The organism is Streptomyces sp. NPDC127100 (assembly GCF_042724095.1).
In the GTDB taxonomy this organism is placed as follows: Bacteria; Actinomycetota; Actinomycetes; order Streptomycetales; family Streptomycetaceae; genus Streptomyces.
The window spans coordinates 72,231-84,888 of record NZ_JBHXFL010000001.1; the positions used below are offsets into that span (position 1 = coordinate 72,231).

A 12,658-nucleotide genomic window follows, 5' to 3' on the forward strand; every position below is an offset into this window, starting at 1 on the left:
GGGGGGGGGGGGTTTCCCTTGCCCGGCCCGGGGGGGGGCGGTGGGGGGCGTGGGGGGGGGCGGGGGGGGGCGGGGGGTGGGGGGCCCCGGGCGGCCCCCGGCCCCACGACGCTCAGGAGGTGTGCCGGGCGGCGTTGGCGAGGATCGCGTCGCGCAGGTAGGCGGCGAAGCCCGGCCGGGCCTGGTCGAGGTTTCGCGTGAAACGCTCGTCCGAGACGTACATCTCGCCCAGGCAGGTGTGCATCTCGTACCCGCAGTCGTAGTGGTTGCGGGCGATCCCCTGCCGGTGGTCCTCGGCGGCGTCCATGGCCGCTTCGGAGCCGGCGGGCTCACCGGCGTCCATCAGAGCGACGAAGCGCCGGGTGAGCTCGTCGGCCTCGTCCTGGACGCGCTGCCAGTCCTCCTTGGTGTACGAGGCCGTACGCTGCTGCGACTGGCGGTAGGCGTCCGTGTCGCCCCAGCGTTCCCGCACCTCCTCCTGGTGCTCGTCGGGGTCGAAGTCACCGAAGACCTCGAACTTCTCCTCGGGCGTGAGGTTGATGCCCATGCTGCGTGCCTCCATGGCGTGCTCCACGGCCGCCGCCATCTTCTGCAGCTTCTCGATCCGGGCGGTCAGCAGCTCGTGCTGGCGGCGCAGGTGCGCGCGCGGGTCCGCGGCCGGGTCGTCGAGCAGTGCGGCGACCTCGTCGAGCGGGAAGCCGAGCTCGCGGTAGAACAGGATCTGCTGCAGCCGGTCGAGGTCGGCGTCGCTGTAGCGCCGGTGGCCCGCGTGGCTGCGCTCGCCCGGGGCGAGCAGGCCGATGTCGTCGTAGTGGTGCAGGGTGCGCACCGTCACTCCGGCGAAGCCGGCCACCTGTCCCACGGAGTAGCTCACTTCCGCTCCTTTCTGTGACGCCGTCCACGCTGCCTCCTCACGCCACGTGAGGTGCAAGCCCGGCCGCCGCCGGCGGTCCGGGCCGCGGGATACCGGTCTACCGGCTGAGCCGCGCGAACCGGCGCACCGCCAGCGGGAAGAACACCGCGAGCAGCACCAGCGGCCAGACGACGGCCGCCCAGAGGTGTCCCGACTCGCCGCCGGGGCCGCCGAACAGGTCCCGCACGGCGGTGGTGGTCTGCGACATCGGGTTCCACCGGACGACCGTGCCCAGCCAGCCGGGCATGGAGTCCGGCGCGGCGAAGGCGTTGGAGAGGAAGCCGACCGGCCAGACCAGGATCTGCACCGCCTGCACGAGCTCCGGCTTCCCCGCCACCAGGGCCAGGAAGATGCCGGCCCACAGCATGGCGAACCGGAAGAACAGCAGCAGGCCCACCGCGCCCAGGAACGCGCCGGGGCCGCCGTGGGCCCGCCAGCCGAGCGCGTACCCGACCGCGATCATCACCGCGAGGCCGGCCGTCGACTGGAGCATGTCGGCGGCAGAACGGCCCACCAGCACCGCGCCGTTCGCCATCGGCAGCGAGCGGAACCGGTCGATGACGCCCTTGTCGAGGTCCCGGGTGACGGCGATCATGGTGCCCTCCAGGCCGAAGGCCATGGTGAGGGCCAGCATCCCGGGGACCAGGTAGTCGACGTAGTCGCCGCTCACGCCCCGGCCGCCGCCGACCAGGTAGCCGAACATCAGCAGCAGCATGACGGGGAAGACCAGGCCGACGACGACGGGGACCGGCTGCCGCGCCCAGCGGGCCAGCTCGCGGCGGGTCATGGTCCAGCAGTCGGTCAGGGCGTACGTGGTCACACGGCCTCCTCGGCGTGGTCGGTGAGGTGCAGGAACACCTCGTCCAGGGTCGGCCGGCGCAGCGCCACGTCCTCGGCCTCGATCCCGGCCTGGCGCAGCGCCCGGACGACGCCGGAGAGCGCCGCCATCCGGTCGGTGACCGGCGCGCTGAGCAGCCGCCGGTCGGGGTCGACGCGGACGCCGGTGAGGGGCAGCAGGCCGGCCGTGGCGCCCAGCTGTGCGGCGTCGCGCAGGACGACGTCGATGCGGTCGCCGCCGGTGGCGGCCTTCAGTTCGTCCGGCGTGCCGTCGGCGACGACCCGGCCGGCGTCGACCACGGAGACGCGGTCGGCGAGCTGGTCGGCTTCCTCCAGGTACTGGGTGGTGAGCAGGACCGTCGTACCGCCGTCGACCAGGGAGCGGACCGAGTCCCACACCTCGGCGCGGCCCCGCGGGTCGAGTCCGGTGGTCGGTTCGTCCAGGAAGAGCACCTCCGGCTCTGTGATCAGGGACGCCGCGAGGTCCAGGCGGCGCCGCATGCCGCCGCTGTACGCGGCGACCGGCTTGCGTCCGGTGTCGGTGAGGCCGAAGCGTTCCAGCAGTTCCCCGGCACGCGCGCGGGCACGCCGGGCGCCCAGGTGGTGCAGGCGGCCGAACATCTCCAGGTTCTGCCGGCCTCCCAGTTCCTCGTCGAGCGCCGCGTGCTGGCCGAGCAGGCCGATGCGCAGCCGTACGGCGTACGCCTCGGTGACGACGTCGTGCCCGGCCACCTCGATCCGGCCGGCGTCCGGCCGGAGCAGGGTGGACAGGACCCGGACCAGGGTGGTCTTGCCGGCGCCGTTGGGTCCGAGCACCCCGTGCACCGTGCCGCGCGTGACCGTCAGGCCGAGCCCGTCCAGCGCGTTCCTGCTGCCGTACCTCTTGCGTGCCCCTTCGACGGTGATCGCCGCATCGGCCACTGCGCCTCCCCTATTAGTCAAAGTTGACTACTTGACTGGCGAAGGTAGTGCCCGCTCCCGGTCTTAGTCAAACTTGATTAGCCTCGATCAGCCGGCATCCCCGTGATGCCGCTCCCCCGTCGCGTACGGGTTCTCCTCGCCCTCCGCCAGGACGCCGACGAACGGCTCGCCCTCCCCGGCGAAGGTGTACGCGCCGCCGCGGATGCGCTCCACGAGGGCGCGGGTCCACTCGGCGCCCGTGTCGGCGGAGTGCACCCAGAGGTTCATGATCTCGCCGATGTGACCGAGTTGTCCCGGGCCGTCCTCGGGCGTGTAGTACGTCGTGACGGACTCGCGCCACTCCCCGATGGCCCGGATCCGCTCCTCCAGGAGGGCCAGCACCTCCTCACGGCCGAGGTCGACCATGAAGCCGAGGCCGGCGGAGAGCACGTCCGGCTTCTGGTCGTAGGCGGTGAGGGACTCCCGCAGCAGGGCGAAGTACTCCTCGGTGCCCTTCCCGGTAATCTCGTACTCCGTGCGCGGCGGGCCGCCCGCGGTGGACGGGGCGATCTCGTGCGCGTGCAGCAGTCCCTGCTTGGCCATCTGCTTGAGCGCGTGGTAGATCGAGCCGGGCTTGGCGTTGGACCACTCGTGCGCGCCCCAGTACTCCAGGTCGTTGCGCACCTGGTAGCCGTGGGCCCGCCCGTGCTGGCGCACCGCGCCGAGCACCAGGAGACGGATCACTGACATGCGGTCCAGGTTAGGCGCCGGACGGGGCCGGACCTGACGCCGGTCCGGCCCGCGCCGGTCAGAACGGGAAGCCGCTCCGGCCGTGCTGCACCGAGATCCACTTCTGCGTGGTGAAGGCGTCCAGCATCGTGTCGCCGTTCAGCCGGCCGATCCCGGAGTGCTTCTCGCCACCGAAGGGCACGATCGGCTCGTCGTGCACGGTGCCGTCGTTCACGTGGAACATGCCGGTGTCGATCCGCTTGGCGAACGCCACGCCCCGCTCGACGTCCGCCGTGTGCACGGCGCCGCTCAGACCGTAGGGCGTGTCGTTGACCAGGCGGACGGCCTCCTCCTCGCCGTCGAACGTGACCAGGAAGGCGATCGGGCCGAAGACCTCCTGCTTCAGCAGGGCGGAGTCGGCGGGCAGGCCGGTCAGGACCGACGGCGTGACGAGGTTGTCGGTGGCCGTGCCGCGCACCAGGGCGGTGGCGCCCTCGGCGAGGGCCTGCTCGACCACGCCGGTGAGCGCGTCCGCCTGCGAGGAGTTGATCACGGGGCCGATGACGGTCGCCGGGTCGCCGGGGTCGCCCGCCTTGAGGCTCTTCACCTTGGCGACGAACTTCTCGGTGAACTCGTCGGCGACCGCGCGGTCGACCAGCACGCGGTTGGCGGCCATGCAGACCTGGCCCTGGTGGACGAAGCGGCTGAAGACGGCGGCGTCGACCGCGTAGTCGAGGTCGGCGTCGTCGAGCACCACCAGGGCGCTGTTGCCGCCCAGTTCGAGCACCGAGCGCTTGAAGTTCGCGGCGCAGACCGTGGCCACGTGGCGGCCCACCGTGTCCGAGCCGGTGAACGAGATCACCTTCGGGACCGGGTGCTCCAGGAAGGCGTCGCCGATCTCCGCGATGTCGGTGACCACGACGTTGAGCAGACCGCCCGGCAGGCCGGCGTCCTCGAAGAGCTTCGCGACCAGGGTGCCGCCGACGATCGGCGTGTTCTGGTGCGGCTTGAGGACGACGCCGTTGCCGAGGGCGAGGGCCGGGGCGACCGACTTCAGGGAGAGCAGGAAGGGGAAGTTGAAGGGACTGATCACGCCCACCACGCCGACCGGGACCCGGTAGACGCGGTTCTCCTTGCCGTCGACCGGCGAGGGGATGATCCGGCCCTCGGGGCGCAGCGCCAGGTGGACGGCCTCGCGCAGGAACTCCTTGGCGAGGTGCAGTTCGAAGGCGGCCTTCAGGCGGGTACCGCCGAGCTCGGCGATGATCGCCTCGCTGATCTCCGCCTCGCGCTCCTCCACGAGCCGCAGCGCCTTCTCGAACACCGCGCGGCGCGCGTACGGGTTCGTCGCCGCCCACTGCTTCTGCGCCTGCTCGGCCGCCCGGTACGCGGCGTCGACCTCGTCGACGGTGGCTATCGTGATCGAGGCCAGCTTCTCGTTGTCGTACGGGTTGAAGTCGATGATGTCCCAGGAACCGGTCCCCGGACGCCACGCGCCGTCGATGTACTGCTGGGCGAGGTCGGTGAAGTACGACGACATGTGATCCCTCAATCCCCTAGCTGCCGCGAGCGAGCCGCCTGACTGGGCGTCATCGTACTTACGTTTCAAGAGAGTTGGAGAAGGCCCCGGAGCAGGTCCCGGCTCTCGTCCGGCCCCGGGCTGTCCTGTTGGAGCTCCTTGAGCGCCGTCTCGTACTGGGTGACGTCCTCGCGCTTGTCCAGGTACAGGGCGCTGGTGAGCTGCTCCAGGTACACGACGTCCGAGAGGTCGGACTCGGGGAAGCTGAGGAGCGTGAACGCGCCACTTTCGCCGGAGTGCCCGCCGAAGCCGAACGGCATGACCTGAAGCCGCACATTGGGGCGTTCCGACATGTCGATCAGGTGCTGGAGCTGTCCGCGCATCACCTCACGCCCGCCGTACGGACGGCGCAGCGCGGCCTCGTCCAGCACGATGTGGAACTCGGGGGCGTTCTCGGCGACGAGGTGCTTCTGCCGCTCCAGGCGCAGTGCCACCCGCCGCTCGACGTCCGCCTCGCTCGCGCCCTTCATGCCGCGCCGGACGACCGCGTGGGCGTACTCCTCGGTCTGGAGGAGGCCGTGGACGAACTGCACCTCGTACACGCGGATCAGCGACGCCGCGCCCTCGAGGCCCACGTAGGTGGGGAACCAACTGGGCAGCACGTCGGAGTAACTGTGCCACCAGCCCGCGACATTGGCCTCCCTGGCAAGGGAGAGCAGGGAGGCGCGCTCCTGCTCGTCCGTGATGCCGTACAGCGTCAGCAGGTCCTCGACGTCCCTCGTCTTGAAGCTCACCCGGCCCAGCTCCATCCGGCTGATCTTCGATTCCGAGGCGCGGATCGAGTAGCCCGCCGCCTCGCGCGTGATCCCCCGCGTCTCACGCAGTCGCCTGAGTTGTGATCCGAGCAGCATGCGCCGCACCACCGATCCGGGCTCTCCCGCGCTCACGTTCGCCAGCCTCCCCAACCGTCTTCAGGGGCCGAAGTCTGCCACTAAAACACTCCGAGCAGTACTCGCCCGGTTACGGAAACGGAATCGAGCCAAGGGGAACGCGCGCGAACGGGCTAGGAGTTGACAGCTTCCGTTCGTGATGCGGGATGAAGACGGCGCGAATACGACGGAAAAATTGCATAACAAGCGGTACGGGCAGGTCCATTTCGGTCACGTGCACGTGCATCTGCCCTTGCATCCGCGGTACGCATCCGAAAGCATGGTCCCGCACCACCGCGCCGCATCGCTACGACCGCGAATTCCCGGGAGTGCCTCGCATGGGGACGAATGGATCGACCATGCTCGAGCCGTTACGGCAGGGCCTTCCGCCACTCGACCCCGCGGCCGTCTCCAATGCCGCGTCGTGCGCCCTGCCGCCCCGCTACGAGGCGGTGCGCGAGGCCCGGCGGTTCACCCGGAGAACGCTCGACGGCTGGGAGATGGGCGACCGTTTCGACGACGCCTGCCTCGTCGTGTCCGAGCTCGTCACCAACGCCCTGCGGCACGCCCTGCCGGCCGACGCCCCGCGTCTGGCCGACCAGAACGGTCCCGTACGGCTGCACCTGATGCGCTGGCCCGAGCGGCTGGTGTGCGCGGTGCGCGATCCCAGCCACGACAGCCCGGTCGCCCGGGACACCGACGACTTCTCGGCGGAGTCGGGCCGCGGCCTGTTCCTCGTCGACTCCTTCAGCGACAGCTGGGGCTGGCACCCGCTCGCCGGCACGCTGGGGGGCAAGGTCGTCTGGGCGCTGTTCCGGCTCCGGCAGCCCGCCGGCTGACCGTCCGCGGCGCTCGTGCCGCGCGGTCGGGCGGGGGCGGCGCGTCGAGCGACGGTCCGGGCGCGCCTTCAGATCGCGATCAGGTGGTCGAACTCCCCGTCCTTGACGCCCAGCAGCATGGCCTCTATCTCCGCGCGCGTGTAGACGAGCGCGGGGCCGTCGGGGAAGCGGGAGTTGCGCATGGCGACTCCGCCGTCGGGCAGTCGCGCGAACTCCACGCAGGACCCCTGCGAATTGCTGTGCCGGCTCTTCTGCCAGGCCACGTCGTGCAGCTGCGTGGCCGCCATGCCGTTGTACACGCCGGACGCGTCGTCAACGTCGTACACGTCGTGGTCCACAGGTCGCTCCCCGGTGGTGCACTGGCTGGTATGGCCATTGATGCAGCGGTCAACTGGTCCGGATCATAACTCTGTTCACGTGCCGATGCATGAGCAAATGCACGTGCACGCGCGGTGTTCCTCCGGTTACAACGTCGACGACCGCCTCGCCGAAAGCCCTTGCTCTCTTTGACGCCCGCTCCGTGGAAGTCGTTCCCGCGCCTTCCCCCGAATTCGGAGAACATGCAACAACACGGCGGGCCGTCCGCCGGACCGGGCCCCGGTGCGGCGGGACGGGCGCCGTCGGCCCGTCCCGGGTCGACCCGCGTGACCAGGCACACGCCCGACTTCTGCGGGGAGTTGACACGGAGCCCTGGTAGCTTGCGGCTGACGTGGGGCCCACCCGGCCGTCCGGCTACAGCTTGGAGCTTGCGGTGACACTGGTGACTGCGGAGAGCACGGCGAGTACGGCGAACGCGACGAGCACCGCGGGCACGGCGCGGGCGGCTGCCCGCGCGGCCGGCCCCGGTGGCGCCCGGCGGTCCGTCCGGGCGGCTGCCGCGGCCGCCGTCCTGGTGGGCGCGCTGGCGCTCACCGCGTGCGGCGACGGCGGCGACGCCGACGACGAGTCCGGCAAGGGCACGTCCTCGGCCGCGCCCAGCGCCTCGGCGAGCGCCGGCACGGGCGGTACCGACGGCGGCTCGCCGTCCGCCGCGGCCGGCGAGCTGGAGGGAAGCTGGCTGGCGACCACCGACGGCCACGCCGTCGCCCTGGTGGTCACCGGCGACAAGGCCGCCCTCTTCGCCACGGGCGGGTCCGTGTGCAGCGGCACCGCGGCCGAGCAGGCCGGCACCCGCGCCATCCGCCTGAAGTGCACCGACGGCAGCACCGACCGCGCGAACGGGACGGTCGAGTCGGTCGACGGCACGTCGCTGAAGGTGAAGTGGCAGGGCGCCCTGGGCGAGGAGACGTACACCAAGTCCGAGGGCGGCACCGTGCCGCCGGGACTGCCGACCGCCGGTCCGGGGTCCTGAACCGCACCTACGAAGGAACCACGCCCATGCGCACCACCCAGTCCGCCCTCGCCGTCACGGCCGCCGTCACCGCGGCGCTCCTCCTCACCGCCTGCGGCGGGGGCGGCGACAGCGGCGCCGGAAAGAGCGGCACCGACGACCACGGCCCCGCCGCCTGCCGCATCGGGGAGCTGGGCGTGGAGATCGCGCCCAGTCCCGCCCCGGCCGCCGGGGACACGGGCACCGTCTCCGTGAACCTCGCCAACCACGGCCCGGCGTGCACGCTCGACGGCTTCCCCGCCGTCACCCTCACCACCGACGGCTCCCCCGCGAAGGTCCCCGCGGACGAGGCGGCGACCGCGCAACAACTGACCCTCGCCGCGGACGGCACGGCCGGCTTCACCCTGACCTACGTACGGGGCGGCGCCGACGGCCTCGCCGTCCGGTCGGCGGAGTTCGCCCTGCCCGGCGACGCCGCCTCCCACCGCATCCCCTGGTCGTTCGGGGAGGTGGCGACGAAGGGCGGGGCACCGGACGCCACGGTGAGCGCCTTCCAGCGCGCCGGGGACTGATCGCCGGGGCTGAGCGCGGGGGACTGACCGCCGGAGCTGGGCGCGGGGGCGCCCGTTCTACTGCCCGGGCAGCGGGCGCCGGTGGCCGACCCGGGCCCGGTCGGCCGCGCGGGTGCCCTCCGTCCAGCCCGCCGCGTCGTCGGCCCCCCGCAGCCGGGTCGTGGTCGTCTCCGGGAACATGCGCTCCAGGCGGTCGGTGACCGCGACCTCGCGGGAGGCGAGAACGGGGAGCAGATCGGCGTCCGCCGCCCCGGACTCTGTGGCCGTCCGCTCGGCGACGGCCCGCAGACGGGTGCCGGCGCGGTGGGCGTAGGCCGCGAGGAAGGACTGACGGAAGGTCTTGGTCCGCTTGCGTCCGCCGGCGCGCTGGGCGGCCTCCGCCTTCGTCATCGCCGTCTCGGCCTGCACCAGCAAGGAGGTGTAAAGGAGCTCGACCGCCTCCAGGTCGGTCTCGAAGCCGACCACGGTGGAGAAACCGAGCGCCTCGTTCCACACGGCCCGGCAGTGATTGGCGTCGGCCACCGCGTCCAGCAGTACCGCCTTGGCCTGCTCGTAGGGCCCCTCGACCCCGATGCGGCAGGCGCCCGGCGCGTCGGGCGAGGGCGCGTGGGCCGACAGCAGCGCCTCGTCGACGCTGTGCCGGGCCATCAGTTCCTGCGCCTTGGCGCTGAGCGCCTCCGCCTCCTGCGGGTAGCCGGTCGCCTCCGCCTTGGCGAGCAGCGCGCGGATGCGGGCGAGCGCGCGGGACTCCGGCCGGGGCTCGTCGCGGGACGGCCCCGCCCGCCGGGCCTCCAGCGGCTCCAGCACGGGCAGGCGCAGCAGCAGGCGGTAGAGCTCCAGTACGGCGGTGGCGTGCGAGAAGCGGTCGGTGCGGTGCGGCGCCGGCCGGTCCGGCAGGTCCTCGAGCTGCGCGGCCCAGCGGGGACCGCGCGGGCGGTCGTGGGCCGCCTGGCCCCGGATCAGCTCCGCCACCAGCGCCGCGTGCGCGTCGTCCAGCTCGCGCCGCACGATCCGTACGACGTCGGCGGGCTGCCAGCCGCGCCGCCAGGCCGTGGCCACGAACTCCTCGCCCCGCCGCGTCAGTTCGGCATCGGCCGCCGGGTCGGCCGCGAGCAGCGAGGCCGCGGCGTCGAGGGCGGTGTCGGCGGTGTCGTACAGGGCGGTCCCGAAGGCGCGGTCGACGGTGCTGGACGTGCTCACCCGGTGATGGTGCCACGACGCGACTGTCAACCATCGGTTGACAGTCTCCGGGGTGCAACCTACGGTTGACACATGACGACGAATCCGAGCAGCATCACGTCATCCGTACGTCTCGACGAACTCATCAACGCCATCAAGAAGGCGCACGCGGAGCCGCTCGAACAGCTCCAGGACGCCGTCATCGCCGGTGAGCACCTCGGCGAGGTGGCCGACCACCTCATCGGCCACTTCGTGGACCAGGCCCGGCGTTCGGGCGCGTCCTGGACCGACATCGGCCGGCGCATGGGCGTCACCCGGCAGGCGGCGCAGAAGCGCTTCGTGCCCAGGGAGTCGGCCGACCTCGACGCGAGCCAGGGCTTCAGCCGCTACACGCCCCGCGCCCGCAACGCGGTGATGGCCGCGCACAACGAGGCCGTGGCCGCGGGCGCCACCGAGGGCCTGCCCGAGCACCTGCTCCTCGGTGTGCTCACCGAGCGCGAGGGCCTCGCAGCCAAGGCGATCGCCCAGCAGGGCGTCCCCCTCGACGCCGTCCGCGAGGCGGCGACGGCGGCGCTCCCCCCGGCCGCCGAGGCGGTCCCGGAGCTGGTGCCCTACGGGCCGGCGGCCAAGAAGGTCCTGGAACTGACCTTCCGCGAGGCCCTGCGTCTCGGCCACAACTACGTCGGCACCGAGCACATCCTGCTCGCCCTGCTGGAGCACGAGAACGGCGAGGGCGTGCTGAGCGGCCTCGGCATCGGCAAGGAGGCGGTCGAGCGGTACGTCACCGAGACGGTTTCCCAGTTCCTGGAGACGTCCGAGGAGCCGGGTCAGGAGACGCCCGGGGCCCAGGACGACTGAGGCGAGGGGGGCTCCGGGGCGAGCGGCCCCGGGACCGGCGGGCGTCCACGGGGGGCGAGGGCGTCCCAGCCGTCCGGCGTACCGGGACGCGGTGCCGTCGTCGGCGGGCCGTTGTCGGACCCTCCTGTCACACTCGCGGCATGGCCGACCGGTGGGCGCTCGCCGTGACCGAGGACGGTGGCGTGGACGTCGCCCCCCTCGGTCCCGACGGCCTGCCCGCCGGCCCGGTGCGGCGGGAGCCCGACCTCGCCGAGGCCGTCCGCGGCAGGCCGGACGTCACCCGGTGGGTGTGGCGGTCCACCGCGGAGGTCTGCCCGCGTCTGCTCGCGGCGGGGGTGCGAGTGGAGCGGTGCTACGACGTCGAGGCCGCCGAAACGCTCCTGCTCGGCCACGAGGGTCGGTACGGGCAGCCGCACTCGGCCGCCGCCGCCCTCGCCCGCCTGCGCGGCGGCCCCGTGCCGCCCGACCCGCCCCAGCGGTCGGCGGAGCCGGGAGCGCAGTCCTCGCTGTTCGAACCGCAGGGCGCGCACCTGCCCCTGGACGACCTCCTCGCCGTCTACGCCGAGCAGCAGCGCCGCCACGACCGGTCCGCGCACCCCGACCGGTTGCGGCTCCTGACGGCGGCCGAGTCGGCGGGGATGCTGGTCGCCGCCGAGATGAACCGCGCCGGACTGCCCTGGCGGGCCGACGTGCACCGCGAGGTGCTCCACGACCTGCTCGGCGAGCGGTACGCGGGCGGAGGCGAGCCGCGCCGCCTGGCCGAGCTGGCCGAGGAGGTGTCCGCCGCGTTCGGGCACCGGGTGCGGCCCGACCTGCCCGCCGACGTCGTCAAGGCGTTCGCCCGGGCCGGCGTCAAGGTCGGCTCCACCCGCCGCTGGGAGCTGGAGACGGTCGACCACCCGGCCGTGGAGCCCCTGCTCGCCTACAAGAAGCTGTACCGGATCTGGGTCGCGCACGGCTGGTCCTGGCTCCAGGACTGGGTGCGCGACGGACGCTTCCGCCCCGAGTTCCTCGCCGGCGGCACCGTCACCGGGCGCTGGGTGACCAACGGCGGGGGCGCGCTGCAGATCCCCAAGGTGATCCGGCGGGCCGCCGTCGCCGACCCGGGCTGGCGACTCGTCGTCGCCGACGCCGACCAGATGGAGCCGCGCGTCCTCGCCGCGATCTCCCGCGACCCCGGCCTGATGGAGGTGGCCGGCCGGGAGACCGACCTCTACCAGTCGGTGTCCGACCGGGCCTTCTCCGGCGACCGCGCCCAGGCCAAGCTCGCCGTGCTCGGCGCGGTGTACGGCCAGACCTCCGGCGACGGCCTGAAGAACCTCGCCGCGCTCAGACGCCGCTTCCCCCGGGCGGTGGCGTACGTCGACGACGCGGCCCGCGCCGGCGAGGAGGGCCGGCTCGTGCGGACCTGGCTGGGGCGCACCTGTCCGCCGGCGGCCGGGTCGGCCGGCGACGACCCCGCCGAGGAGGCGGGCATCCCCCAGGACACGCCGTCCGACGCCCCCGGCCCCCAGGAGTGGGTGCCGGGCTACGCCTCCACCAACGCCCGCGCGCGCGGCCGCTTCGCCCGCAACTTCGTCGTCCAGGGCAGCGCCGCCGACTGGGCCCTGCTGATGCTCGCCGCGCTGCGCCGGGCCTGTGCGGACCTGTCGGCCGAGCTGGTCTTCTTCCAGCACGACGAGGTGATCGTGCACTGTCCGCGGGAGGAGGCCGACACCGTCGTCGCGGCGATCCGCGAGGCGGCCGACCTGGCGGGACACCTCACCTTCGGCCGGACACCGGTACGGTTCCCGTTCACCACGGCGGTGGTGGAGTGCTACGCGGACGCCAAGTGAACCCGACGGCAACAACTGAAGGCCAGGTCACGTGAAGTGACCTGGCCTTCGTCTGAGCCGCCTTCGGGATTCGAACCCGAGACCTACGCATTACGAGTGCGTTGCTCTGGCCATCTGAGCTAAGGCGGCGCGCTGTGCACACCATGGTGCGATCAGCAACGTCGGTAAGTCTACACAGTTTCCGGGGGTGCTTCGTACCCGCCCCGGAGGTGGGGGTC

At 72.7% G+C, this 12,658-nt stretch carries 13 protein-coding genes and 1 tRNA gene; 5 read left to right on the top strand and 9 right to left on the bottom strand.

From position 1 onward, the window contains the following. Positions 1-112: 112 nt before the first annotated feature. The 6 genes from ACFWJB_RS00330 to ACFWJB_RS00355 form a co-directional block, all read right to left on the bottom strand. Positions 113-874, bottom strand: coding sequence for a MerR family transcriptional regulator (locus tag ACFWJB_RS00330; RefSeq protein WP_386919267.1), 762 nt, complete (start codon positions 872-874; stop codon positions 113-115). Between the two features lie 97 nt (positions 875-971). Beyond that, complete coding sequence (locus ACFWJB_RS00335; protein ID WP_385458848.1) at positions 972-1,733, bottom strand: ABC transporter permease; 762 nt, start codon at positions 1,731-1,733, stop codon at positions 972-974. After that, positions 1,730-2,671, bottom strand: a complete 942-nt coding sequence (locus ACFWJB_RS00340; RefSeq protein WP_386919270.1) for an ATP-binding cassette domain-containing protein — start codon at positions 2,669-2,671, stop codon at positions 1,730-1,732. Before ACFWJB_RS00340 ends, ACFWJB_RS00335 begins: the two co-directional genes overlap by 4 nt. Before the next feature lie 87 nt (positions 2,672-2,758). Then, on the bottom strand, positions 2,759-3,400 hold the full coding sequence (locus tag ACFWJB_RS00345) for a PadR family transcriptional regulator (protein ID WP_386919272.1): 642 nt from the start codon (positions 3,398-3,400) through the stop codon (positions 2,759-2,761). A 58-nt stretch (positions 3,401-3,458) separates the two neighbouring features. Then, positions 3,459-4,919 carry an aldehyde dehydrogenase family protein gene (locus tag ACFWJB_RS00350; protein WP_386919274.1) on the bottom strand — a complete coding sequence of 487 codons (1,461 nt, stop codon included), beginning with the start codon at positions 4,917-4,919 and terminating at the stop codon, positions 3,459-3,461. Positions 4,920-4,984: 65 nt separating this feature from the next. After that, complete coding sequence (locus tag ACFWJB_RS00355) at positions 4,985-5,809, bottom strand: helix-turn-helix domain-containing protein (RefSeq protein ID WP_385458930.1); 825 nt, start codon at positions 5,807-5,809, stop codon at positions 4,985-4,987. 377 nt (positions 5,810-6,186) lie between these two features. On the opposite strand from ACFWJB_RS00355, the gene ACFWJB_RS00360 reads away from it, so the two are divergent. Next, positions 6,187-6,666 (top strand): ATP-binding protein, encoded by a 480-nt coding sequence (locus tag ACFWJB_RS00360; protein WP_385458856.1) that lies wholly within the window; start codon positions 6,187-6,189, stop codon positions 6,664-6,666. A gap of 68 nt (positions 6,667-6,734) precedes the next feature. Here the strand turns inward: ACFWJB_RS00360 and ACFWJB_RS00365 are convergent, their stop codons facing one another. Then, entirely contained in the window at positions 6,735-7,004 is a 270-nt protein-coding gene (locus ACFWJB_RS00365) for a DUF397 domain-containing protein (protein ID WP_385458858.1), read from the bottom strand. 413 nt (positions 7,005-7,417) lie between these two features. Between ACFWJB_RS00365 and ACFWJB_RS00370 the strand changes: the two genes are divergently transcribed. Continuing rightward, positions 7,418-8,017 carry a hypothetical protein gene (locus tag ACFWJB_RS00370; RefSeq protein ID WP_386919277.1) on the top strand — a complete coding sequence of 200 codons (600 nt, stop codon included), beginning with the start codon at positions 7,418-7,420 and terminating at the stop codon, positions 8,015-8,017. Positions 8,018-8,043: 26 nt separating this feature from the next. Next, a complete protein-coding gene (locus tag ACFWJB_RS00375; RefSeq protein WP_386919279.1) occupies positions 8,044-8,568 on the top strand; it encodes a DUF4232 domain-containing protein in 525 nt (174 codons plus the stop codon). A 57-nt stretch (positions 8,569-8,625) separates the two neighbouring features. On the opposite strand, the gene ACFWJB_RS00380 is transcribed toward ACFWJB_RS00375, so the two are convergent. Beyond that, complete coding sequence (locus tag ACFWJB_RS00380) at positions 8,626-9,768, bottom strand: DUF2786 domain-containing protein (RefSeq protein ID WP_386919281.1); 1,143 nt, start codon at positions 9,766-9,768, stop codon at positions 8,626-8,628. A gap of 72 nt (positions 9,769-9,840) precedes the next feature. Here ACFWJB_RS00380 and ACFWJB_RS00385 point away from each other — a divergent pair, with 72 nt between their 5' ends. After that, positions 9,841-10,605 (top strand): Clp protease N-terminal domain-containing protein, encoded by a 765-nt coding sequence (locus ACFWJB_RS00385; protein ID WP_385458866.1) that lies wholly within the window; start codon positions 9,841-9,843, stop codon positions 10,603-10,605. Positions 10,606-10,745: 140 nt separating this feature from the next. After that, positions 10,746-12,440 carry a bifunctional 3'-5' exonuclease/DNA polymerase gene (locus ACFWJB_RS00390; RefSeq protein WP_386919283.1) on the top strand — a complete coding sequence of 565 codons (1,695 nt, stop codon included), beginning with the start codon at positions 10,746-10,748 and terminating at the stop codon, positions 12,438-12,440. Between the two features lie 55 nt (positions 12,441-12,495). Here ACFWJB_RS00390 and ACFWJB_RS00395 read toward each other — a convergent pair. Beyond that, positions 12,496-12,569 (bottom strand) — tRNA-Thr (locus tag ACFWJB_RS00395). Between the last annotated feature and the right edge of the window lie 89 nt (positions 12,570-12,658).

Excerpts from the sequence above, each read along its gene's own strand:
- ACFWJB_RS00390 (WP_386919283.1), top strand. The coding sequence starts at position 10,746 with ATGGCCGACCGGTGGGCGCTCGCCGTGACCGAGGACGGTGGCGTGGAC.
- ACFWJB_RS00385 (WP_385458866.1), top strand. The coding sequence starts at position 9,841 with ATGACGACGAATCCGAGCAGCATCACGTCATCCGTACGTCTCGACGAA.
- ACFWJB_RS00360 (WP_385458856.1), top strand. The coding sequence starts at position 6,187 with ATGCTCGAGCCGTTACGGCAGGGCCTTCCGCCACTCGACCCCGCGGCC.
- ACFWJB_RS00355 (WP_385458930.1), bottom strand. The coding sequence starts at position 5,809 with ATGCTGCTCGGATCACAACTCAGGCGACTGCGTGAGACGCGGGGGATC.
- ACFWJB_RS00345 (WP_386919272.1), bottom strand. The coding sequence starts at position 3,400 with ATGTCAGTGATCCGTCTCCTGGTGCTCGGCGCGGTGCGCCAGCACGGG.
- ACFWJB_RS00350 (WP_386919274.1), bottom strand. The coding sequence starts at position 4,919 with ATGTCGTCGTACTTCACCGACCTCGCCCAGCAGTACATCGACGGCGCG.
- ACFWJB_RS00375 (WP_386919279.1), top strand. The coding sequence starts at position 8,044 with ATGCGCACCACCCAGTCCGCCCTCGCCGTCACGGCCGCCGTCACCGCG.